This is a genomic window from Victivallaceae bacterium (genome assembly GCA_036659455.1).
Classification (GTDB): Bacteria; Chlamydiota; Chlamydiia; order Chlamydiales; family Chlamydiaceae; genus JAVXCN01.
This window is the reverse complement of record JAVXCN010000001.1, coordinates 667,593-688,709: the sequence shown is the minus strand read 5'-3', so window position 1 is coordinate 688,709 and position 21,117 is coordinate 667,593. Positions and strand designations below refer to the sequence as shown.

Below are 21,117 nucleotides of genomic sequence, written 5' to 3'. Positions count from 1 at the left end.
TTGCTGTCCGAGTCACTGTCCGTTTCGTTCATTTTGAGATAGGGGTGTTTAGCGGGTTTTGACTGAAGAAAAATCGATTCCTTTTATCTTCCCTTGGTCCGAAAGAAAAAAATCTTTTTCTTTCGGACTGACTTTATTTAAATATGCCGTTTGTTTTGTTAGTTTAGTTTGAATCGACGAGGCCGTATTTCGATAAGGACTATTCTCACTGCTTTATAAATGGAAGGTTTTTAGACAATGCCATTACATTTCATAAACCTTTGTGGCGAGCTTGGTTAGAATTTGATTGAATATTTGAAAAGCTGTTGAAATAATCGTCCATTCCTGTTGTATCGTAGTCATTTGATTTTGTAAATTCAACTGTTGTGTTTGACTTTGATTGGTGTAGTTTTGTTGGTCCGACTGCACTTGGGTAAATATTGTGCTTAGACCTCCGGTAGGGGAGGCGGAGACATAACCGCTTGTAGCTGTTCCTTCAAGAGTTCCCAATGCAGTTAACCAGTCGCGATAGTTGCTTAAAATTTTAAAGGTATTCGTTTTGTCGGGAGTAATTTGTAAATTGTTCAATAAGTTATATAAATCGATAAGTTGTTTTTTGATCGTAGAGAAAAAATATTGGTAGTTTTCTAATGTCATAGACATATTTCGTTTTTCATAAATTGTCACATCCGTCATAGCTTCAATATCTTTTAGAGCGGATGAGATTTCTTGAAGAGCCAGTTCCGAGCGTATCAAGTCATCTCTGATTCGTTGCATCTCATCGGCTTTTGCTACTATGGTTTCGGAAACGTTACCTGTGAAAAGATCTTTCCCTTCTTTACTCTGACTTAAATATGACGTGAAATTATAATAAACGCCTGAAGATGAAAAAGAATTGGTCAATTGAATAATTCTGTTAATTATATTAGCACCGATATTATTAAAATTAATGGATTTGATAAGAGGATCTAAAAATGCGTTTTGCTGAGGTAAATAATTGACTAAAATCATTCGGATGAACGCCTCGCCTAAATTTTGAGATTCGATTAATAATGATTGACAAAACTGCATTTGAGGAAGAAATGCCGCATTAGCCGGATCCAATGAATCAAAATAGAGAGATAACTTATTAAGATTTTCCGTCTTTATTAAATTAATGGTCTTAAAGGTTATCGTATAGATTGACTCTGCATCCGAAAGAGCTTGGTATCCGCTTCCGTCCACGTTAGTGGGACTAGCGAAAGCGGAAGTCATGATAGTGCTGGGAAACTGATCTATTATCGTTGGATTGGAAAGATTCGAAGTTACGACAGAATTGTATAAATGGTTGTTAATCATAATCCTTAAAGCATTAGTAACTATTACTCCTCCCGGGTATTGTTGAACTTTTGGGAGCAAGGTATTCATCAGGTAAGTTTTTAGATTGTTAAAATCGGTTGTCGGATTTTCAAATACATATAATGACGCTTCTTGGTAAACCATTATGGCTGCGATAACCTGGGCTAAATTTCGCATAGGGACTGTTGCCGTTGTTAAACAAATCCCGGTAGATAAGAGATTGTTTATATAAACATTAATAGCTTGTTGTTCATCCGAGGGGAGAGTTTGATAAATTTCACCGAGAGAGGCGTATAGAGACTCTAAAGTAAATCCTTCCGTCATTGCTTGAGCGTAGCTTTGTGAGCTGCCGGATTGAAGAAGAAGATTAGTTTGACTCATCAGACCCAGGATATTTGTTTGTGCACTTTGAAAGACTTCAAATGCGTTCTCTGCTTCCGTTGTTTGCTCGGTCGTCGTATTTTGTGCTGAGGATAAATTTTTTACCATCGCTTGAAAAGCTGCTGCTATAGTCGCACGATATGCCGTTTGTTGATCTTCCGTTAGGTATTTGGATAAAATTTCTGCACTAGGAAGAGTGGCTAGGTTATAGAGTTGCGTGAGATCTTCTTCCGTAGGATTCGGCATCACGTTTTTAATAGCATTCAATCTGTCCAATAGAGGACTTAAAAGAGTAATTAAGATGACGTTTTGACTTTGGGCCGTTTTGATAGCCGATTCAATAGCAGTAATTAATAAATTCGTATTTTCAATGTTAACGGGATCGGTAGGAGGCAAAGATGGAATTTCCGTATTCGTCTCTGCAACAAAGAATTTTTGTTTTTTTATATTTTCAGGTAAATAAGCGGTCTTGACTTCCGGTGTTACACGAGTCGTCGGATCATAGAGGGCGCTGACAATCAACGACAATCTTTTTAAAACGGTTTTATCGGTTCGGTATTTTTCGAGAATCTCGAATTCTTGACATGAATAAGGAATTTTTGTATTCGCATGCGAACATTTAATATTAAATAAGAAATTATAAGAATCGTTTTTTATTTCAGTAGAATTTTGTATCATAAAAATCGTTTGTTTTTATTTCATTCTTTCATTTTTTTTAAATTTATTCCATTCGGTTTTTTTATTTAATTTTTTATTTGTTTGGTGTTTTTATTGTTACGATTTATTGAGTCTATTATTATTTTTTTAATTTTTTATTTTTATTAGAATGAATTTATATTTAAATAATAGTGTGTGTTCTTTTTATTATGATTAACTTTTTCAATTCAGTTACTTACAACGAAAATATAAAATTCAAACTAATTACTGGACCGGGATGTTGTTTAAAAGAAAAAGATCTCGCGATGCGGGATATGATTGAATATCAAAAACTGAACGGCGTTTTTTTAGGATTAAATTGTTTTTTAAATGATTTGATTGGGACAACAAACCATAATTTCGATTTGAAAAATAGTTTGATTTCTTCGTGTACCTGTGGGTTGAATCCATTAGAAGAAATCACTGAATCGTTAATGGCTAATCCTACACTTCAAGCTGCCGTCAATGTCAAGGCTGTTGTTCCCCCACCTGATGTCGATCAATTAAAACAGGATGCAGCATTGGCCGTATTGGAAGTATTAGCGGTAACTATGCAAGACATAAAAACGAATTATCCGGATGATCTTGCGCTGTTTCAAGTGACTTTTGATGCCATCAGTCGTTTGATAGCAAGCGTTCCGGTGTTTTCTGCCGATGAAATGCTTCGAATTCAACAATTACCGGATGAATTGGGACAATTAATGGTTGAAGCAGATATGACCAAGGATTATCGGCTTCAATTTCGCGCTGATGTGAGTGGGGCTTATCAAGGTATAATGGATCAGGTAACGACTGATATTCAGGCGGTATCTAATGCAATCACCGGATTGACATTTGAGGAAGAAGTAACGGCTTCTGTCGGTGCTCGTGTTGACGCTTTATATAAGTATTTTTCCAATTTGAATATTCTCGGATTGGAGGATGTCTTTTTAAGTTATGAAGAAGCTGCTGATGCCGTCTGCCTTTTTCTTTCGATTATCAGATCGATGTCTAATTTAACGACGGAACAACAGACAACGGTCAGCAATTCCTTAAACAGCCTCATGAATTCTCGATTGACTTCACAAGGGAACGGTTATTCCATGAGTAATGTGTTCGGTGAGTTATATAGTTATTATCTGTCAGGACAAATTAGCGCTGCGAACGCTATCCTCACGGTTACACAGGTTAATAACGCCATTAAAACCGAAGCGAATGTCTTTATCGATATTCCGGGATTTACTGCGCTTGCCGATTTCAAAGCAGCTATGATCCGGGTAGCCGATAATAACGGTCGTTCTTCCATAGACTCTTCTAAATATTTATATTTCGATAATAATAATGAAGGAGTCGATATCAGTTTTCTGTTCCTTCAGAATATGGTTACCGCAACATCCGGAACCGGAGGTGTTTTGAACAGCTTATCGGAATCGCAAAAAAATACCAACGCCACGAGTTATGTTCGTTTTAATTCATTATGGTCCGTAATTCAAGAGACAACGAAAGAAGATCTCGCTAATCTTCAACTATCTTTACAAGCTTTAAGTACTTATAACACGGTGTTGGATACGCTGCTCTTGCAAGCGTACGGTTTTCAGATGCAAGAATTTCCCCTACCCGCGGCTGTTGCTTTCGTATTGCTCGATCATTACATGCCGAAAGAAGTGACTTATTTGGAAACTCTGACATCAACTTTGTACTATAATAATCTAGGCTCCAAGATCGGTACTTCCGTTTTGGAAGGCATTATTAATTTTGTTAATGCCGCCAGTTATTTTAATTTTGCCAGTTATGCCGGAAAACAACCCGTAATAGGTGTTGCCGGTTTTCCGGGAGACATTGATAAAGCCAAACAAAAAGTGATTAATGAAAAGGAAAAAGCCATTGCTTTTCTAGTGGAGTGTCAAACGACGCAGAATATTATTAGTCAACAAATCACGGCTGTTCAAGATGATAAGGTTCTCACGAATGATCAAAAAAATAATTTAATAAGAGAGTTGAACAATCATCGGGATTCTTTAAATGAGGTTGCCGGTTGTTTGGCTTCTGTTTGGGTATTATTAAGTCAATTGACTATCGTTGCTACTACCGATTCTCAAAATGCTGCGATAGAAGGAATGTATAACGTAAAAGGTCCGACGAATTGGCAGCCGTTACTTGAAAATTTAGAAACGGCGATTGTTACGGGAATAGTGGGAAGTCCTTTGGTTAGCGGTTTATTTTCGACACAAGCAGTCGTCCAATCCAATCAACAAAGTTTTGCCGACGACGGTCAAAACAATCAGTTGGATCTTCAGATGCATCTTACTACTATGCAACAGGAATGGACGGTAGTGGCTACGTCCTTACAGATTTTGAATCAGATTTATTTAAGTCTTGCTAGAAGCATTCTTGGATAAATTTATTTTTGATATAAGGTTCCGGCACGATTTTTGCTCATATAAATATGAGATTATCATGTGAGTGAGCGAAAAATGGAAATGCAAAAAATTTGTTCGGCGAAGATTGCTTATTTGGAATTTGTAAATGATCAATTGCAAACGGAATTGGAGTATATAGATTCTTTACTGAAAATGATCGGTTTTTCTGAAGGATTGATTACCATTAAAACGGTAGCTAAAGAAATGATTCGGGAAGACGAATTTACGGAAGAATGATATTATCACCGTATTGAATTACGGGATTTTATGAGATGCGTGAAGAGTCACGGAATCGTTATGTTGCCAAAATTCCGTTTATTACGGAAAAAACCGCACAAGGATTAAAAAGAAAAACGATTTTGTATCTCTTTTCAGTTAAGGAAGGACGTCGACGTTTTTTATATTTTTTAAAAAAACCGAAATGTTTTTTACGGTTAATATACTCATTATTGAGGAAGAATAAAAATTATCGACAGCAGGATTCGTGTTTTTTTTTCGACTGTTCTTCTTTTGATGAGTTCTTTGACTTAACACAAAAAACACCTGATTCTTTATTTGTTTTTGGTTTGTCCTATTGTCAAAAACCGCGTGAATGTCCTAGAGGGCGTTTTAATGACAAATGTTCTTTCAATGATAAAAATCCCATATGCCTAGAATGTCCTGTCGGAAAATTTCGACCGGTAGCGGACGAAATTATAATCATTCCCACTTTTTTATATATTGCCGATCGTTTTTGCCGGTTGGCCGAAGATAATCCCGGTAAAAAAATATTTTTTATTATTACCGCCTGTGAATTATCGCTGAAAATGTTCGGCGATTATGCTTCGGTATTGGATTTGACGGGGATAGGTATTAGATTAGTAGGAAGAATTTGTAATACTTTCGATGCTTTTAAATTGGCTGAAAGAGGGATAAAACCCGGAGAGACTTTTTTGGAAGAAGGAGTTGAAGAAGATTTGATGCGACTTCTCAAACGATTTAATAAGAAAAAGAATCTCCCAAATAATGCTGTCTGACCATGGAATTGGTTGTCATTTGAGATGAAGATCCCTCGAAGAAAATCTTACCGTCAATGAGAAGATAACAACGATCGGCTATGGACAGCAGTTCTTTAGCGTTGTGGTCTGTAATCAGGATCCCAATGCCTCTTTCGGATAATGTTTTGATTAAATATTTTACATTTTGAATCACTAGAGGGTCTACGTTTGCAAACGGTTCATCTAACAAAAGGACGCTTGGATTTAAAGCCAACACACAAGCAATTTCAAGACGACGTCTTTCTCCTCCGGATAGAGTTCCTGCTTTTTTATTGATAAAAGGTTTTAATTGTAAATCATCAATTAAGGAATCTAAAAGCCGATTGCGGTTTACTTTTGCTTTGTAAATAATTTCTAAAATACAAATCAAGTTATCTTTAACCGTAAGCTCTTTAAAAACAGTGGATTCCTGAGCCAAGTAACCCATTCCCAGTCTGGCTCTGGAATCCATGGTTTTGGTCGTAATATCAGTGTTTTTAAAAATAATTTTACCTGAGTCGGGTCTTATAAGTCCGACGGTTAAATAAAAAGCGGTTGTTTTTCCCGCACCATTAGGACCTAAAAGACCGACGATCTCTCCGGGATTAACATAGAAGGAAACACCGTTAGTTACCGGTCTTCTATTGTATTTTTTAACTAAATTTTGGGTTTCGAGTAAAGGCATACGTAGGGGTGAGAGTTCGAGCTTAAAGAAGTGAAAAAGGGTTTTTCGATTAAGACGCCCTGACAAGATCTTCAGGTATCGGTAGTGTTATCGGGGTTATCGATAACAAATGTTGCCTAGCACGCATCGCCACTAAACCTGCGATGAAAAATGCCGTACCTGTAACGGCAATAAAGGCCAATAAAACGGGATGTAGCGGTAGACAAAAGAGAGCTAAAGCTCCCGACAAAATGAAAAGAACAATTCCCGCAACAATGCCGAGGATATTTAGGACTTGACGTGTTCTCGATAAAGGATCTCTAATGCCCAAACAACTTTTCGATTCAGTGCTACCGGTAATGCTACAACAGGGAAAACAACACATAGAATACCTTTAACTTTTTTATTACAAAGACTAATTATGATAACCGATTAAATTAATAAAATAAATTATTTTTTTCATATAAAAATAAAGGAGTCGACCGTTATTTTTCGTTTTTTAAAAGAGATAACGTTAAGACTTTCATTCCTCCTTTGGGGGATACGGAATGACCGTCCGTATTTTCGGAAGACGATACGTGAGATGCGTCTCCTCCGGGACTTTCCATATTAAAAAGACAATCCGTTAGGGATAGCGAGTAGTCGCAATAATTCAGAATGCCTTCTTTTCCTTTGAAAGTAATGAATCCCGAGTCTGATTTCGACTCTCGGATTTGTCCCGAGATCTTAGATAAATGCTCCGTAACGTTTTGTTTTAAAGAGCAGGTGGGATCTAATAGGAGGTGCGATTTTTCGATTTTACAGAAAAAAACTGTGCTTCGATTTGTAATGATTTCTTTAGAAACCCCGATTTTTTCGATTTTTAAACATGAAGGTGACTTCATCCATGTTATTTCCGTTTTAGGGTTTTGGGAATGAACTCCCGATTTTCCTATCCCCCAGGTAATAAGTCCGAAAAAGAGTAGGAAAATAACCGGAAACAATAATGATATCGAACGGCTAATCATGAAAACACGATGTCGGAGTTTTTCTTACGGCTTTGTATAGGTTAATCCATGTCGAAATCAAATCCGGTAAAGCGGAAAAATTTAATACGGAAGCACTATCGCTAAGAGCTTTTTCGGGTTCGGGATGGGATTCTATAAATAGACCGTCACACCCGGCTCCTAAAGAAGCGTTGGTTAAGGTGGGAATGAATTCTCTTTGGCCGCCGCTTTGCGTTTTGAGAGCCCCCGGTAGTTGGACGGAGTGACTGCCGTCAAAAATTACGGGATATCCCAAACGCTTCATGACATCTATGGATCTCATATCGCAAATGAGGTTGTTATAACCGAAACTAAACCCTCTTTCCGTGAGAATAATGTTATTGTTGCCTGTAGAACTTATTTTTTCGACAATGTTCGACATTTCCCACGGAGAAATGAATTGTCCTTTTTTTACGTTTACGAAAGCCCCCGATCTGCCGGCAGCCAAAAGAAGATCCGTTTGTCGACATAAAAATGCCGGAATTTGAATATAATCGCAAATTTGACCGGCTGCTTCGGCTTCTTCGGGAGAATGAACGTCCGTAAGTATAGGAATATTCAAATCGTTTTTAATCGTTTCTAAAATACTCAGTCCTTTCGAAAGTCCGGGGCCTCGAAAAGAGTTTAAGGAAGAACGATTGGCTTTGTCATAACTGGCTTTAAAAATGAAATGAATATCGGATTCGTAGTTTGAAAATAAATTTTTTAAAAATCGAGCACACAATAAGGCATGTTCTTCGTTTTCGATAATACAAGGTCCGGAAATGACGATTAGTTTTGCGGTGTCGAATAAACGATCGGATGACATTTTCATATGGAGTCCATTATTTATCGTGAATTTTATGAGGATCGATTGTAAGATCCTTGAAGTAAAGTTGACTTTTCAAGTAGTGTTCGTTAACCTGAAGAGTTTTATGTATTTCCTGATTGTTCTTCAAGGACTTTGTTTAGGAAAACGATCCCGGATTTGTGCCCGGGAATCGTCTTAGTATCGTATTTGGGGACTGATAGCTCAGTGGATAGAGCATTCGCCTTCTAAGCGAATGGTCGCAGGTTCGAGTCCTGTTCAGTCCGTTTTTATTTTTTATCTTCAATGATTTCGAGACTGACTCTTATATTGTTGCGACTGGCCACAGACATTAATAATGATCGAATGGCTTTAATGGTCCGTCCTTCCTTTCCGATTATTTTACCTATATCAGGTTGAGCAACGCTTAATTCGTACATGACTGTATTCGTTCCTTCAACTTCTTTAATGCTGACCTTATCGGGATTGTCGACTAAATTTTTTATAATGTATGCTAAAAACTCTTTCATATGCACCTGGTTTGATTATTAATGGTTCGCTTTTCTATTTTTTAGAAAATTATTAATATTAATTTCCCTTTATTAATTCATGTTTAATTGTTTTTTAATATAAAATGCAATTATTTTATTTATATTTTTAATATAGTAAATTTCTTTATAAGAGACGTAATCTTTTAAAAAGAAAAATTACAGAACGTAGGCTAAGTGCTTTGAGCATATCAGTTTCATGTCTTCGGGACACGGTGCCATGAACGTCACAAGTTTATTATCGTGAATTCGATGAAAGCTTAATTTATGAGCATGTAAGAGCTGTTTTTCACAACCGTATGATTTATTCATTTTGGGACATCCATAGACCGGATCTCCTAATATCGGAGATTTGGCGTATTTCAGATGGACTCTGAGTTGGTGAGTGCGTCCCGTAATCGGGTGCAGCTTGACTAAACTTAATGGATTTTTAACAGTTATGATTTCACAGTGAGTGATTGCTGTTTTTCCTTTATTCGGATCGATATCGATGGTCATTTCTTTCCGTTTCAACGGATCTCGTAAAATTTGCGTTTGAATTTCCGATAGCGTAGGTTTACCGACGCAGATCGCTAGGTATTCTTTTCGGATGTTTCTCGTTGCAAATAAGGCCCCGTATTTATTTTTGGCTTCCGCATTTTTTACGGCTATTAATAAGCCTGAAGTATCTTTATCCAACCTATGAATAATACCGGGACGAATGGGATCTCGATTGCAGTCTCGATTGAGTTCTTCGCAGTGAAAGAGCAGAGCGTTTGCAAGGGTTCCTGAACGATGCCCTGCAGCAGGATGAACCACTAAACCCCGAGGTTTATTGATAACGAGAATCATATCGTCTTCATAAATGATATCTAAAGGTATGGCTTCCGGAAGAAGCTGATAATCCGAACAATGATCTTCCGATGCAAAAATCAACTCCACGACATCGCCTTCTTTTAAAAGGACACGATTTTTAGTTTCGGGTTTTCCGTTAAGCAATACTTGTTTTTCGGAAATAATATTTTGAAAAAAATTTCTGGAATACTCAGGAAGTTTTTCGACTAAAAATTTATCGAGTCTGTTATCGCGCTCATGAGGCTGTACGGTAAAGATATATGATTTTGTTTCAGTCATAGATAACTTGCGACAAGTAGGAAGAAATATTATAACCTCCGGAAGGATTCCTTGTCCGGTTTTTGACTATAATGCCGTCGGAGCCTTTTCGGTAAGAACACTCCGATATAGGGGGCTATAACAAAGCATTCTTACGTTAAAGGGTATTTGAATCACCCTTAATCTTAGCAAGGATAAAAACGAACCAGGTTAAGACAGTCGGTTTTTTTTGTATAATCAATTTTAATCATAACTTGTCGTGAATGGCTCCGGAGAGGTGATTTGAATGAAAATCAATCTCAAACAGTTCCTTAAAGTCTAAAATCATATAATGATCTAATCGGATCAGCAATAAGGATTCAATCGTTTCTCGGAAAAAAAACTTAGCCAATAAACTGAGTACATGTGGTGCATGATTATCAAAAATTTTTTTTGTCGAACAAGGAGTATCGATTTTTTTTAATAAAAAATTCGATTGTCGATGATGAATTAAAAATAAATAAGCCGTTTGATTAATGAATAGAGGATGATAAGGCTTTTGATTCGTTTTCAGAACTTCAATGTGTCGTTCGGATAAGAATATTCCTAAAAACAAATCATTTCGAGAAATCATGATTCCTTATAAACGGCCCTCATTTTTTTCGAAGCTTGTCTAGCACGATCTATATCTCTATGAATCGTTTCGACGGTTGTCGTGACTATGGAGTTTATAAATTTATTATACATTTCCCCGCCTTTTTCCGGTCCCATGCTTTGAATCAAAGCTTTTTCCAGCTCTGCGGTAGTTTTGACGGGACCGTCGAAGTATGGTTGTCCGCCTGTTAAGCATGAAGGATCTACGGAAGTCGTATTCTCATTAACGGCGGTTGGAGCCGTTGCATTTGAAGTTGTCGGTGTATATTCCATGATGATCTCCGGTTAGACTTTAATTCGGATTTTAGGGAGGGTGTTTTTTATTGTCTATTTTTAATTAATTCTAATTACTTTTTTATATTTTTGAAATTTAATTAAATGCTTAGGTCTGTTTTATGTTCGTAATGACGTTGATTTTTTTGAATTATCAACCATAAAGTTTTAATCGCGAGTAAAATGTTTGTTGAATAGAATGCGCTTTGGGTTTTTCCATACCATTAGGGATTGATTTATCAATGAATATCGGCGTCATAGGAATTAATTATAAATCTGCAGACCTGCGAGTGAGAGAATGTTTAATACAAGTAAGTTCGTCTTTGCTGAATCGAAAAAAAGTATCTTTTTCTTTCGTTCCTTTACTCACCTGTAATAGGATTGAATTTTATTTCGAGGAAACTTTTCCTCGAAATTCCGTAAAGCGGTTTTACGCTGCGTTAGCGGAAGATTTACAAGATTTTCAAATAAACTTGAATGAACATGCTTATTTTTTCTCGAATGAAGATTGTTTTATTCATCTTGTTAAAGTGACTTCCGGTTTGGATAGTATATTGGTAGGAGAAACGGAAATACAAGGACAAGTGAAGAGAGCATACGCCGCAGCGGATCTGGGTCCCGGATCGCGGGCGCTACACTTTATGTTTCAGAAAGCTCTTAAGATCGCGAAAGATATAAGACGTCGTTTCGATAATACCGCTATAGGTGATAGGCCTTCCATGGGATCGATTCTTTTTGAGATCATGGAGCGATCGCATAAAACTTGTATCGACGAAAAAATTCTGTTTATCGGATATTCCAGGATCAATCGACGTATTGCCGATTTTTTGCGTTCAAAGGGACTGCACAATCTGACGGTTTGTTCGAGCAACGAATCTCTTGCTTTCGAACGACGTAAGTATCCTTATAAACATGTTTGTTCTTGGGAAGATGTGGATGTGTCCGAAAGGTATGGAGTGATTGTTTGCGGCACGAAGAAATACAATATCAATCGATTGTTTTCTCGGTTGAATTATTCCGAAAACACTTTGGTTTTCGATATAGGTATGCCACGCTTGCTTGATCCGTCGATAGAATCCGAAGTTCGTCTTTTTAATATGGATTTCATAAATACTCAATCCGTATCCGGAAAAACGAAAATAGAAGAAAGTCTTTTTAACGATCTTCAAACGAAAATAACTGCGGATGTTTTCTTGCAAATCCGTTTATTTGAGAAAAAAAATGATTTTAGAAAAGGTTGCCTTGCCTTGAACTGAATCGTGATTTTTTCGTTTTCGTTGAAGAGAAATAAATATGTTATTTTTTTGTTAAAACAAATTTTTTAAAAAAAAATGAATTTATTGTTTATTGTAATCTCTTTATTCCGGCAATTTTATAAGCACTTTGTTAAGTATCTGATAAAGTATTAACAAGGCATGGAGTCTTGTCTGTCGAATACGTGAAATAATATTGTCAGGTTGACAAAAGACCCATTATTTATTTAATAAGAAAAACGTTGGGAAGTGTTTGTTGAATTGCAGACGTTACAGTCAATCGGACCGGTTATGAAAGAAATTTATTTCATGGAAGTTGTCAACCAGAGGAAATCGGTTAGGCCATTTTTTCGGCAGGCGTTGTTTTGTTCGAATTTTTTATTTTTTACAAAAAATTTCGAAGTATAGAGATTATGTTAGATAAACTTATAAGCAGAATAGCGGCTTTTTTGGGAATTACTTCTTCGGTTGAGCTTGACTCACAAGGCGGGTACACGTTACCGTTCGAGAATGAGATGAAAGTTCGAGTTTACGGTAATGCGGAAAATGACATCGTATTGTCTATGGTTCTTTCTTATTTAGATCCTAAGACGGATCATTCTAAGTTATATTACGATATGATGGTAGGCAATTTGTTTGGCAAAGAAACCGGAGGCAGCGTTTTAGGTTTGGGAGAGAATGGTAGCGTTTTATTGATAAAAAGACTTACCGGGATTCCTTCGGACGACAGATTCAGTAGACATTTGGAAACGTTTGTTAATTTTGCCGAGGCTTGGAAAGATGAAATCGCTACGGAAAAAGTACAGGAATAATCGGGGATAATTATTGCCATGGCAGTACAATTGATCGCTAAAAAGGGTCCTTCTTCGGGGATTCTGTTGTCTTTAGATGGAGGAAGTCAATGGTCTTTGGGAAATGATCCGTCAAAATGCGATATTCTCATAAAAGACAATACGATCGCCGGTTGTCAGATTTTGATTTCCAAAAGCTCGGTAGGTTATTCCGTTCGTAGTTTGGATCAGGAACACATCGTTAAAGTTAACGGTCAGAGTTTAGCTAAAGAGATCCTCTTGAAAAATCAAGATGAGATCACATTAGGTCAGAACGTATTTGTTTTTGATATGGACGGATTGAATGACGATGCCGTTGAATTTGAAATAGAGATGCCGGAAAAATCTAAGCCGTCGGTTAATTCCGATAAGAATAAATCGATTAACGGAACCGACGAATCTTCGCACGGAGACATTTCGGGGAATAACGAAACGCGTTCCGGCCCAAGGCCGAATCAAGGAGCTGAAGAGAGTTCATTCATCAATGCTTTAGGGGATGTCAATGCAAAAGAATTGCCGGAAGTCAATATAGGAACGATCAAATCAAGTAAGAATAAAAAGAAGAAACATATAAATGCAGTTAACGAAACGACAAGTCAATCGGTGCCGCTCGAATCGGGAACGGACAATCGAAAAATAGATCAGAATATAATTCGAGACGATGATCCAGCAATGAAAAAACAAGATGATGAGTCGACAGACGATAACAAAAAAGAAGATCAAACTTCCGATATGGCGTCTGATGTTTTATCCGGAAATAAAATTGACACGCCCCAAGATTTCGGAGAAGAAGAGAACGGTCAAAAAAAGAAAGATCAATCGGATGTTGTTCCGAATTCAAATCAACAAGAAGATCAAATACCGGAGCAGAAAGATGCAATATCTGAAGAATTATCGGATAGCATAGTTCCGAGTGAAGTTGAGGAAAAATCGGAAGATCTCGGACAAGAAAATAACGATTCGAAGAAAACGGTGCAATCTGATGACACTGCCGTTTTGCAAGAAGGATTGACAACGAAAGATGTGAACGAAAAATCCGATGTTCCTTCGACTATCAGAGCTCAGGTCTCTCCTATATCCAAGAAAGACGATAAATCGTCTCCGATTACTTTCGGCATTAAGGATTTATTTGATTTTGATCAGGAAATTTTTTCCGTTGATGATGAAGCGTCGGATACATTCGTAGACTTATCTCAGGTTTCTCGTTTTCTATTAAAAGTCATTGCCGGACCTAATATCGGAGCCGAATTCAGTTTGGAGATCGGACAAGAATATACCATAGGTTCGGATCCTAAGGAATGCGATATCGTATTTAATGATTTAAGTGTTTCGCATAAGCATGCCAAACTCATTTTAGGTCAATCCGGAACTATCATTATTGAAGATTCGAGCAGTAAGAACGGGGTGATTGTTGACGGAAAAAAAATAGAACATGAAGCTCCGATCCTTCCTAATCAAGTCCTCACTTTAGGAACTACTTTATTTTTGATTATCGATCGAGAAGCTCCGGTTGAAACGATAGTTTCGTCATTATTTTTGCCTGAAATTTATTCTCGTCCGCAGCAATCTCAAGACGAATCGTCGGAAAACGAAGAAGCGATGGCAGGGAGCCGACCTTCCGAATCCAAAGCAACGATTTCAACGGGTGCCTTTATTCTGGCTATTTTCGTCGGCGGATTGGCTATTTTGTTCGGAATAGGAGCGGCTTCTCTTTTCCGGACAAAAGAAATTTTTCCTATAGAAAACGTCGATTTTCATTCGGAATTGGAAGGCATTATCAAACAATTTACTGGGGTTAGATTTACCTATAATAAAAATAATGGACAGTTGTTTTTGATAGGTCACATCAGTAACAGTATTAGTAAGAGCGAACTGCTTTATAAATTGGATGCTTTACCCTTTGTTAAATCTATAGATGACAATATCATCGATAATGAGTTGGTTTGGCAGGAAATGAATATTTTCCTATCGAAAAATCCGGATTTTAAAGGAGTGAGTATGCACTCGCCGAATCCGGGTGAGTTTGTTTTAACCGGGTATTTACAAACGGAAGAACAAGCGGCGGATTTAGTCGATTATTTGAACATTCATTTTAATTATGTTTCCTTATTAAAAAACAAAGTGGTTGTCGAAAAAGTTTTGCTGAAAGAAATCGGCGGATTATTGTTACATGGCGGCTTTGCCGGAGTGCAAGTTTCATTTTCTTCGGGAGATTTGGTTTTAACCGGTTATATAAACAATGCCGCTGAGAGTTCCCGTTTCAACACGGTCGTTGATGCTATTGCAGGCCTCCCCGGTGTAAGGAAAGTGAAAAATTTCGTTGTTCAGCTTCCGACGGAAATAGGAGGAGAAGGGGGAATCGAAGGTGGTGTTGTTGACCTCGCCGTTAGGTATCCTAACCGTTATAAAGTTACCGGATTTTCTAAGTACGGGGATGTGAATATTAACGTCGTCATCAACGGTAGAATCGTTACGCGTGGCGATATTGTGGATGGTATGACGGTCACTAGTATACAGGCCAATTGTATCTTTTTAGAAAAGAGCGGCGTTAAATTTAAGATAGAATATAACAAGTAATTAAGACTGTAAAAGGGTTTATTTAGTTTTATGTTTGATATGAAACACGGTTTTGCAGGGCATAAAGGAATCGAAAATTTTGATCTGGAAACGGACATGAAAGATCCTGCAAAGGCTCAGGTGATACTAAGGGCCGTTGATGAGAAAGTAAGAATGTTGAGTGCCATACTGCGAGAAGGACAAGCAAAGGAAGATTTTGAAAAGATGCAAGTTCTTTTGAACGGTTATCTTGCTCTGCAGAAGGTTTTGACTCGAATTAATCGTAGATTTGTCTAACACAAGTAGGGGTAAAGAGAGATGGGGAGTACAACGGCTTTTAGTTTTAATGATATGCTTAACGGCGTGACCACTTATGTTAAGGGGGTCCAGCAATACTTGAAGGAATTGGAAAATTCTACGCAAGGGACCGTTGACTTGGGAACTATGTTTAACTTACAGTTTCGGATGCAAATTTTGTCTCAGTATATGGAGGCAGTATCGAATGTCCTGACTGCAGTGAATACGGAAATGATTACTATGGCTAGAGCGGTCAAAGGTAGCTAGTCTTAATTAAAGGCAAAGCAAAGGGAGATTTTGTGGAACGATTTAAACAGGATTTTGCTCTTTTATTTGAAAGCGGTTTAATTGCAATCAGACAAGGAGATGAGGATAGTGCTCGAAAAATATTTCATGTTTTGGAAATTTTGGATAAAGAATCTTTTGCCGCAAACGTAGGGAGAGGGTTAATCGCCCTACATAAAATGCAATTGGATAAGGCTTTGGAGCTTTTTACTGCTTTAGCTGAAAAGGAAAACGATCAGTGGAGTATTAAGGCATTTTTATCGTTAACGCATATGTTGATTGTTTTACAACAAGGTAAGGCTTTTGATATGCGTAGAGACAGTTTGCAAAAAAGTTTTGATTTGGCTCAAGAGATCTTACGTCAGTGCGAAATAATTTCCACGCGTAATTTTGCTCAATCCGTGTTGGATTGGCACGCAACGTTAGCCACCAAGAGCAATGGCCCTCTGGGTTAAGGATAAATAAAAAATTTATAGGATGTTTATGTCTATTGATCCGGTGAAGAAGTTATTTTTAGAAGGATTGGATGAGGATACCGCTCGGTCCGACGTAACTTGTAAAACGGGACCTTCGGTTTCCGAATTGACGAAAGATGATGTTAAAGCGTTTTTTTTAGCAAATTCGTTGGGGCATGGTCCTGACGCGATTAAAGAAAATTTTCCGGGCCCCATGCAAATGATCGCTCAGTGTAGGGATCAAGAAAAATCTGCGCCTGAGTTTCGTATGGATGACGATAAAATATCTCAAGAGCTTCAAGATGGAATAGAGAAGTTAAAAAATGAATTAAATGATTTTCGATTACAGACCAGAAATTGGGAGCGAACAGACCAAGTTGAAAAAGAACGATACGATGCCATGACGTTAGTCATGGGCTTAATCAATGAAGATTTGTCGGTCGTCGCTCGAGAAACCGGACAGCAATCGATTGTAAAAAAATCCGAAGAAAAAAAAGAAGCTTCCGTTTTTCGTAAGGTCGTTGACTGGGTTTCGACTGGAGAAGAAGTCTTGAATAGAGCCATGATTTATTTATCGGGAAAGAACGGCGAACCTTCCGATATAGTCGATTTTTTGAAGATACAATATGCCGTTCAAAGAGCGACTCAAAGAGCTGAATTATTTGCAAGTATAGTCGGCACCTCAGTAAGTAGTATCAAAACGATTATGACGACTCAACTAGGTTAGTAACATGGATGAACTAACCGTTGATTTCGACAAACTTTTAAACAATCTGCACGATTTCAGTTTGACGACTGTAGTGGGTCGTATTACCGAAGTCGTTGGTATGTTGATCAAAGCAGTAGTTCCCGGAGTTCGTATAGGTGAAGTCTGTTTGGTTAAAAGAATAGGCATGGAGCCTTTGGTATGTGAAGTTGTCGGTTTTAATCAGGAATCCGTTTTTCTATCTCCTTTGGGTGAAATGTCCGGAGTCGGCCCTTCCTGCGAAGTGGTTCCGCTGCATTTGCCTTTACATATTAAGGTGGGAGATGGTCTCTTAGGAAGAGTCTTTAACGGTTTGGGTGAGCCTTTGGATGTTGAAAAAAGAGGGCCATTGGAAAACGTTGATCAAATATATCCTATTTTCAGAGCACCACCCGATCCTTTGAAAAGAAATCGATTGGATAAAGTTTTATCAACCGGAGTCAGATCGATTGACGGTATGTTAACGGTTGCTCGAGGTCAGAGGGTAGGGATTTTTGCCGGAGCAGGTGTGGGTAAATCGTCCCTTTTAGGTATGATAGCTCGAAATGCCGAAGAAGCCGATGTTAATGTTATTGCGTTAATAGGAGAAAGGGGAAGAGAGGTTAGAGAGTTTATCGAAAACGATTTGGGAGAAGAAGGGATGAAACGTTCCGTTCTTGTCATTTCCACTTCCGATCAAGCATCTCAATTGCGTTTGAACGCCGCCTATGTCGGAACTGCTATTGCCGAATATTTCCGCGATCAGGGCAAAACGGTGATTCTTATGATGGACTCGGTCACTCGTTTTGCAAGAGCGCTTAGAGAGGTGGGATTAGCGGCAGGGGAGCCTCCGGCCAGAGCCGGATATACGCCTTCCGTGTTTTCGACACTACCTAGATTGTTGGAGCGTTCCGGAGCTTCCGATAAAGGAACCATTACGGCTTTTTATACGATTTTGGTGGCAGGAGACGATATGAACGAACCCGTAGCGGATGAGGTCAAATCGATTTTAGACGGTCACATCGTTCTGTCAAATGCTTTAGCGCAAGCTTATCATTATCCTGCCGTAGATGTTTTGGCTTCGATCAGTCGTTTGTTAACGGCTATTGTTCCTGAAGAACAAAGAAAGATTATAGGTAGAGCTAGAGAAGTATTGGCTGTTTATAAAGCGAATCAAATGTTAATTCGTATCGGTGAATATCGAAGAGGTTCGGACCGAGAAGTCGATTTTGCTATTGATCACATAGATCGATTGAATCGGTTTTTAAAGCAAGATATGCATGAAAAAACAACTTACGAAGAAGCGGCACAACAATTGAGAGCTATTTTCAGATAAATACGGATTAAGCTCGCATGGTGATAAAATATCCCTTGGAACAAGTGCTGTCGATCAAAAAAGATAGAGTCGATCGTGCGGAAAAAGTTGTTAAAGAAAAGCAACGCTTGTTGGAAACGGAAGAAGAAAGATTAAAAAAGAAGGAATCGGAACGAGATATCGTAAAGGATCATTATTCAAGTAAAATACAGCAGTTGAGAACGGCTTTAGATGAAGGCACTACCAGTGAGGCCGTGTTAAAAATGAAAGCTTATATTAAAGCTGTTTCCTTAAGATTGGCTGAAGAGGAAGAAAAGGTCAAAAAACAAAAAGAGATTGTTTTGGAGGCCGCCAAACAGCTTGAAAAAGCTCGGGATGATTTGCGAAAAAGAAGGAAAGAAGAAGAAAAAACTAGGCTGCATAAAGAAGATTGGGTAAAAGAAGCCTTAAAAGAAGAGGAGAGAGCATCCGAGAAGGAGCAGGATGAAATGGGGCAATTGTTATATGAATTGCGTCGTAGGAAAAATCAGGACAAATGAGGAGACAGGGGATGGAATTGAATAAAACTTCGGCAGAGCTTGCGCATACTTATCATGCGGGCACGACTGAACCTTCAGTAGGACCGAAAGACACGGCAAATGTTCGCACGTTTACGATGAAAAAAGAACGATCTCAACCTGCTGTAAAAGATAAGGGCTTCTTGAGAAACAGAAAAAACGAGGAACCCAAATCTAAGGAGTCGTCGGGATTTTTGAGAGAAGAAAAAAAGGAGAAAAATACTTCCGGTAATTTAAGCGGCGGTACGGCAAAGGAACAGGCTTTCGTTGAAGCATTGGGACATTTTAACTTAGAATTTGCTTCTCTGAGCGGATCATCTGCAGCTGTCTCGTCAGTAGATTTGAGTTGGGTTGACAATATTATTGCGAAAGCCGTTGAATCCATAATTTTATCCGGTGACGAAAACGGACAGTTCTGCGAAATGGTTCTTTCTTCCGAAGGAAATGTTCCTCAAGCTTTCGAGGGATCTAATATGGTCGTTTCTATAGAGGGTTCGGATGTGAAAGTTGCAATATCGAACTTCGGAACCTCGGAACATATGGACAGCGCCGTTTGGATGGTTGAAAATAACCCGGGTAATTTAGCTGATTTGATTAAATCACTTCAGTCTCATCAGATTAATTTGAGTGAGTTTAAAGTAGGTAATTACGTTGTTCAACTTCCTGTTCTGAAAGAAGAAATTCATTCTCCCATTCATATGATTGCAGCAAGCTTTAAACATCATGAAGAAGAAAAGAAAGATGATCGTAGACAAGGACAACGAGATCAAAAAAATCACGACCAAGAAGCTCAAGGGCTGAAGGTAAAAGAAGTATAAATAATTTAGATCTTCAAGGACGTTATGACAACGAACGCCGAACCTACATTAAGTTGGCTTCATAAAAGAAACGAATCGATGATATCGTTCATGGTAAAAGATAAGGATTCCGTTCCGCTTTTCCCAAAAGAGGCTTTTATCCATTTTATCAAAGAATTTTTCAAACTGGAAGTTTTTGATTTTTCTTTGGAGAAACGAGGATGGATAGAAGCCGGTGAGGAGTTACTCAATATGGAGAAGGATCCGTTGGTCCAGCCTTTAAGCATGGGGCCTGCAGAAAAAAGTGATTTTTTATGCGTAACGACGGAAGAAGATTTAAAAGCGTCGATGGCCGTTGTTTTTGAAGATCCTTCTCTGGCTAACTTTTTTTATGAAAAAGATAAATTGGTCGGATTTCATTATTACTTTATGACCGAGCTATGCCATGCCGTTCAATCTTCCGGATGGTATCCTTCTCTTACCGTAAAGTTGGCCGACGAGGTCAGATTCGATGTACCTCTCATTCAAGAAAAGCGATTTGTTTTAGACGCAACTTGTCATTTGTCGAATGCCAATTTCAAATTGCGTTTTTTGATTCCGGAAAGTACCTTTCATAGTTGGAACGTGTTTTTTGCCGGGTTAAATGCGACTTTCGATATAAGTAGAGTAGAAAAAACTTTACCTTTAGTTTGTAGTCTTGAAATCGGACATACCGTTTTACTTATGAATGATTGGCAAAAAGTTACCAAAGGCACCTTTATCTTATTGGATAGTTGTCTCTATGATTCCGAGACAGGTGAGGGAGGAGCTTTTCTTTGTTTTGGAGGGAAAGCGTTATTCGGAGGAAAATTTCTTAAGGAAGACGGCGGTCGATTTAAAATCACTAATTACCCAACAATGGGGTTTAATATGGAAGATTCGGAATTAGATCAAATCAATGAAGAGGATATAGAGGTTAAGAATGAGTCCGATTCTTCTTCAAAAAGTGCTCAGGAGGCTTTAGGCAAGATCCCTTTGAATTTGATAATAGAAGTAGCCAAATATAACACCACGGTAGAAGAATTTCTTAAATTAACTCCCGGAAGTATTTTAGATTTGGGAGTTCATCCCGAGCAAGGCGTGAATTTGGTTGTCAACGGACTTAAAGTAGGAAGAGGGGAGGTTATTTCTTTAGGCGATGTTTTAGGTGTCAGAGTTTTGGAATTGTGGAAATAGAT

The 21,117-nt window shown here is 38.1% G+C and carries 23 protein-coding genes and 1 tRNA gene; 15 read left to right on the top strand and 9 right to left on the bottom strand.

The genetic code is table 11. The features are described from left to right. Window positions 1–243: 243 nt before the first annotated feature. On the bottom strand, window positions 244–2,376 hold the full coding sequence (locus RSA43_03290) for a CT620/CT621 family type III secretion system effector (GenBank protein MEG2496305.1): 2,133 nt from the start codon (window positions 2,374–2,376) through the stop codon (window positions 244–246). 293 nt (window positions 2,377–2,669) lie between these two features. Between RSA43_03290 and RSA43_03285 the strand changes: the two genes are divergently transcribed. From RSA43_03285 to RSA43_03275, 3 genes are read left to right on the top strand one after another with little or no spacing between them, the layout of a single operon-like run. Then, window positions 2,670–4,772, top strand: coding sequence for a CT620/CT621 family type III secretion system effector (locus RSA43_03285; protein MEG2496304.1), 2,103 nt, complete (start codon window positions 2,670–2,672; stop codon window positions 4,770–4,772). 60 nt (window positions 4,773–4,832) lie between these two features. Beyond that, on the top strand, window positions 4,833–5,030 hold the full coding sequence (locus RSA43_03280) for a hypothetical protein (GenBank protein ID MEG2496303.1): 198 nt from the start codon (window positions 4,833–4,835) through the stop codon (window positions 5,028–5,030). A 35-nt stretch (window positions 5,031–5,065) separates the two neighbouring features. Continuing rightward, window positions 5,066–5,809 (top strand): hypothetical protein, encoded by a 744-nt coding sequence (locus tag RSA43_03275; GenBank protein MEG2496302.1) that lies wholly within the window; start codon window positions 5,066–5,068, stop codon window positions 5,807–5,809. On the opposite strand, the gene lptB is transcribed toward RSA43_03275, so the two are convergent. The 4 genes from lptB to kdsA all read right to left on the bottom strand — a co-directional run bounded on the left by lptB (window position 5,772) and on the right by kdsA (window position 8,312). After that, on the bottom strand, window positions 5,772–6,494 hold the full coding sequence (lptB, locus tag RSA43_03270) for an LPS export ABC transporter ATP-binding protein (protein MEG2496301.1): 723 nt from the start codon (window positions 6,492–6,494) through the stop codon (window positions 5,772–5,774). The genes RSA43_03275 and lptB overlap by 38 nt on opposite strands. 49 nt (window positions 6,495–6,543) lie before the next feature. Beyond that, window positions 6,544–6,858: a hypothetical protein gene (locus RSA43_03265; protein ID MEG2496300.1), complete on the bottom strand. Its 315-nt coding sequence runs from the start codon at window positions 6,856–6,858 to the stop codon at window positions 6,544–6,546. 100 nt (window positions 6,859–6,958) lie between these two features. Next, on the bottom strand, window positions 6,959–7,480 hold the full coding sequence (locus RSA43_03260; protein ID MEG2496299.1) for a DUF1137 domain-containing protein: 522 nt from the start codon (window positions 7,478–7,480) through the stop codon (window positions 6,959–6,961). Continuing rightward, window positions 7,473–8,312: a 3-deoxy-8-phosphooctulonate synthase gene (kdsA, locus tag RSA43_03255; GenBank protein ID MEG2496298.1), complete on the bottom strand. Its 840-nt coding sequence runs from the start codon at window positions 8,310–8,312 to the stop codon at window positions 7,473–7,475. The genes RSA43_03260 and kdsA overlap by 8 nt, the downstream gene beginning before the upstream one ends. Window positions 8,313–8,499: 187 nt before the next feature. Between kdsA and RSA43_03250 the strand changes: the two genes are divergently transcribed. Further along, window positions 8,500–8,572 (top strand) — tRNA-Arg (locus RSA43_03250). 3 nt (window positions 8,573–8,575) lie between these two features. Here RSA43_03250 and RSA43_03245 read toward each other — a convergent pair. The 4 genes from RSA43_03245 to RSA43_03230 all read right to left on the bottom strand — a co-directional run bounded on the left by RSA43_03245 (window position 8,576) and on the right by RSA43_03230 (window position 10,831). Further along, a complete protein-coding gene (locus RSA43_03245; protein MEG2496297.1) occupies window positions 8,576–8,815 on the bottom strand; it encodes a KH domain-containing protein in 240 nt (79 codons plus the stop codon). Window positions 8,816–8,992: 177 nt separating this feature from the next. Further along, window positions 8,993–9,946 carry an RluA family pseudouridine synthase gene (locus RSA43_03240; GenBank protein ID MEG2496296.1) on the bottom strand — a complete coding sequence of 318 codons (954 nt, stop codon included), beginning with the start codon at window positions 9,944–9,946 and terminating at the stop codon, window positions 8,993–8,995. Window positions 9,947–10,172: 226 nt separating this feature from the next. Then, window positions 10,173–10,538 carry a hypothetical protein gene (locus RSA43_03235; GenBank protein ID MEG2496295.1) on the bottom strand — a complete coding sequence of 122 codons (366 nt, stop codon included), beginning with the start codon at window positions 10,536–10,538 and terminating at the stop codon, window positions 10,173–10,175. After that, window positions 10,535–10,831, bottom strand: coding sequence for a hypothetical protein (locus RSA43_03230; protein ID MEG2496294.1), 297 nt, complete (start codon window positions 10,829–10,831; stop codon window positions 10,535–10,537). The genes RSA43_03235 and RSA43_03230 overlap by 4 nt, the downstream gene beginning before the upstream one ends. A gap of 206 nt (window positions 10,832–11,037) precedes the next feature. On the opposite strand from RSA43_03230, the gene RSA43_03225 reads away from it, so the two are divergent. The 11 genes from RSA43_03225 (at window position 11,038) to sctQ (ending at window position 21,115) form a co-directional block, all read left to right on the top strand. Next, complete coding sequence (locus RSA43_03225) at window positions 11,038–12,087, top strand: hypothetical protein (GenBank protein MEG2496293.1); 1,050 nt, start codon at window positions 11,038–11,040, stop codon at window positions 12,085–12,087. Between the two features lie 410 nt (window positions 12,088–12,497). Further along, the gene (locus tag RSA43_03220) at window positions 12,498–12,896 is read left to right on the top strand and encodes a CesT family type III secretion system chaperone (protein MEG2496292.1); all 399 of its coding nucleotides are present in this window, start codon (window positions 12,498–12,500) and stop codon (window positions 12,894–12,896) included. An 18-nt stretch (window positions 12,897–12,914) separates the two neighbouring features. Beyond that, on the top strand, window positions 12,915–15,491 hold the full coding sequence (gene sctD / locus RSA43_03215) for a type III secretion system inner membrane ring subunit SctD (GenBank protein ID MEG2496291.1): 2,577 nt from the start codon (window positions 12,915–12,917) through the stop codon (window positions 15,489–15,491). A 30-nt stretch (window positions 15,492–15,521) separates the two neighbouring features. Further along, window positions 15,522–15,767 (top strand): DUF5398 family protein, encoded by a 246-nt coding sequence (locus tag RSA43_03210; protein MEG2496290.1) that lies wholly within the window; start codon window positions 15,522–15,524, stop codon window positions 15,765–15,767. A 21-nt stretch (window positions 15,768–15,788) separates the two neighbouring features. Continuing rightward, the gene (locus RSA43_03205) at window positions 15,789–16,034 is read left to right on the top strand and encodes a DUF5407 family protein (protein ID MEG2496289.1); all 246 of its coding nucleotides are present in this window, start codon (window positions 15,789–15,791) and stop codon (window positions 16,032–16,034) included. A 32-nt stretch (window positions 16,035–16,066) separates the two neighbouring features. Continuing rightward, window positions 16,067–16,507, top strand: coding sequence for a hypothetical protein (locus RSA43_03200; protein MEG2496288.1), 441 nt, complete (start codon window positions 16,067–16,069; stop codon window positions 16,505–16,507). 28 nt (window positions 16,508–16,535) lie between these two features. Beyond that, a complete protein-coding gene (locus tag RSA43_03195; GenBank protein MEG2496287.1) occupies window positions 16,536–17,234 on the top strand; it encodes a hypothetical protein in 699 nt (232 codons plus the stop codon). Window positions 17,235–17,238: 4 nt separating this feature from the next. Next, window positions 17,239–18,567 (top strand): type III secretion system ATPase SctN, encoded by a 1,329-nt coding sequence (sctN, locus tag RSA43_03190; GenBank protein MEG2496286.1) that lies wholly within the window; start codon window positions 17,239–17,241, stop codon window positions 18,565–18,567. A 17-nt stretch (window positions 18,568–18,584) separates the two neighbouring features. Further along, the gene (locus RSA43_03185; protein MEG2496285.1) at window positions 18,585–19,085 is read left to right on the top strand and encodes a type III secretion T3S chaperone; all 501 of its coding nucleotides are present in this window, start codon (window positions 18,585–18,587) and stop codon (window positions 19,083–19,085) included. An 11-nt stretch (window positions 19,086–19,096) separates the two neighbouring features. After that, on the top strand, window positions 19,097–19,921 hold the full coding sequence (locus RSA43_03180; GenBank protein MEG2496284.1) for a DUF5421 family protein: 825 nt from the start codon (window positions 19,097–19,099) through the stop codon (window positions 19,919–19,921). A gap of 24 nt (window positions 19,922–19,945) precedes the next feature. Next, entirely contained in the window at window positions 19,946–21,115 is a 1,170-nt protein-coding gene (gene sctQ, locus RSA43_03175; GenBank protein MEG2496283.1) for a type III secretion system cytoplasmic ring protein SctQ, read from the top strand. Window positions 21,116–21,117: the final 2 nt, after the last annotated feature.

Bases quoted from the DNA above. Each gene is read 5' to 3' on its own strand.
- RSA43_03290 (MEG2496305.1), bottom strand. From the start codon at position 2,376: ATGATACAAAATTCTACTGAAATAAAAAACGATTCTTATAATTTCTTA.
- RSA43_03285 (MEG2496304.1), top strand. From the start codon at position 2,670: ATGATTGAATATCAAAAACTGAACGGCGTTTTTTTAGGATTAAATTGT.
- RSA43_03275 (MEG2496302.1), top strand. From the start codon at position 5,066: ATGCGTGAAGAGTCACGGAATCGTTATGTTGCCAAAATTCCGTTTATT.
- lptB (MEG2496301.1), bottom strand. From the start codon at position 6,494: ATGCCTTTACTCGAAACCCAAAATTTAGTTAAAAAATACAATAGAAGA.
- RSA43_03265 (MEG2496300.1), bottom strand. From the start codon at position 6,858: ATGTGTTGTTTTCCCTGTTGTAGCATTACCGGTAGCACTGAATCGAAA.
- RSA43_03260 (MEG2496299.1), bottom strand. From the start codon at position 7,480: ATGATTAGCCGTTCGATATCATTATTGTTTCCGGTTATTTTCCTACTC.
- kdsA (MEG2496298.1), bottom strand. From the start codon at position 8,312: ATGAAAATGTCATCCGATCGTTTATTCGACACCGCAAAACTAATCGTC.
- RSA43_03245 (MEG2496297.1), bottom strand. From the start codon at position 8,815: ATGAAAGAGTTTTTAGCATACATTATAAAAAATTTAGTCGACAATCCC.
- RSA43_03240 (MEG2496296.1), bottom strand. From the start codon at position 9,946: ATGACTGAAACAAAATCATATATCTTTACCGTACAGCCTCATGAGCGC.
- RSA43_03235 (MEG2496295.1), bottom strand. From the start codon at position 10,538: ATGATTTCTCGAAATGATTTGTTTTTAGGAATATTCTTATCCGAACGA.
- RSA43_03230 (MEG2496294.1), bottom strand. From the start codon at position 10,831: ATGGAATATACACCGACAACTTCAAATGCAACGGCTCCAACCGCCGTT.
- RSA43_03220 (MEG2496292.1), top strand. From the start codon at position 12,498: ATGTTAGATAAACTTATAAGCAGAATAGCGGCTTTTTTGGGAATTACT.
- sctD (MEG2496291.1), top strand. From the start codon at position 12,915: ATGGCAGTACAATTGATCGCTAAAAAGGGTCCTTCTTCGGGGATTCTG.
- RSA43_03210 (MEG2496290.1), top strand. From the start codon at position 15,522: ATGTTTGATATGAAACACGGTTTTGCAGGGCATAAAGGAATCGAAAAT.
- RSA43_03205 (MEG2496289.1), top strand. From the start codon at position 15,789: ATGGGGAGTACAACGGCTTTTAGTTTTAATGATATGCTTAACGGCGTG.
- RSA43_03195 (MEG2496287.1), top strand. From the start codon at position 16,536: ATGTCTATTGATCCGGTGAAGAAGTTATTTTTAGAAGGATTGGATGAG.
- sctN (MEG2496286.1), top strand. From the start codon at position 17,239: ATGGATGAACTAACCGTTGATTTCGACAAACTTTTAAACAATCTGCAC.
- RSA43_03185 (MEG2496285.1), top strand. From the start codon at position 18,585: ATGGTGATAAAATATCCCTTGGAACAAGTGCTGTCGATCAAAAAAGAT.
- RSA43_03180 (MEG2496284.1), top strand. From the start codon at position 19,097: ATGGAATTGAATAAAACTTCGGCAGAGCTTGCGCATACTTATCATGCG.
- sctQ (MEG2496283.1), top strand. From the start codon at position 19,946: ATGACAACGAACGCCGAACCTACATTAAGTTGGCTTCATAAAAGAAAC.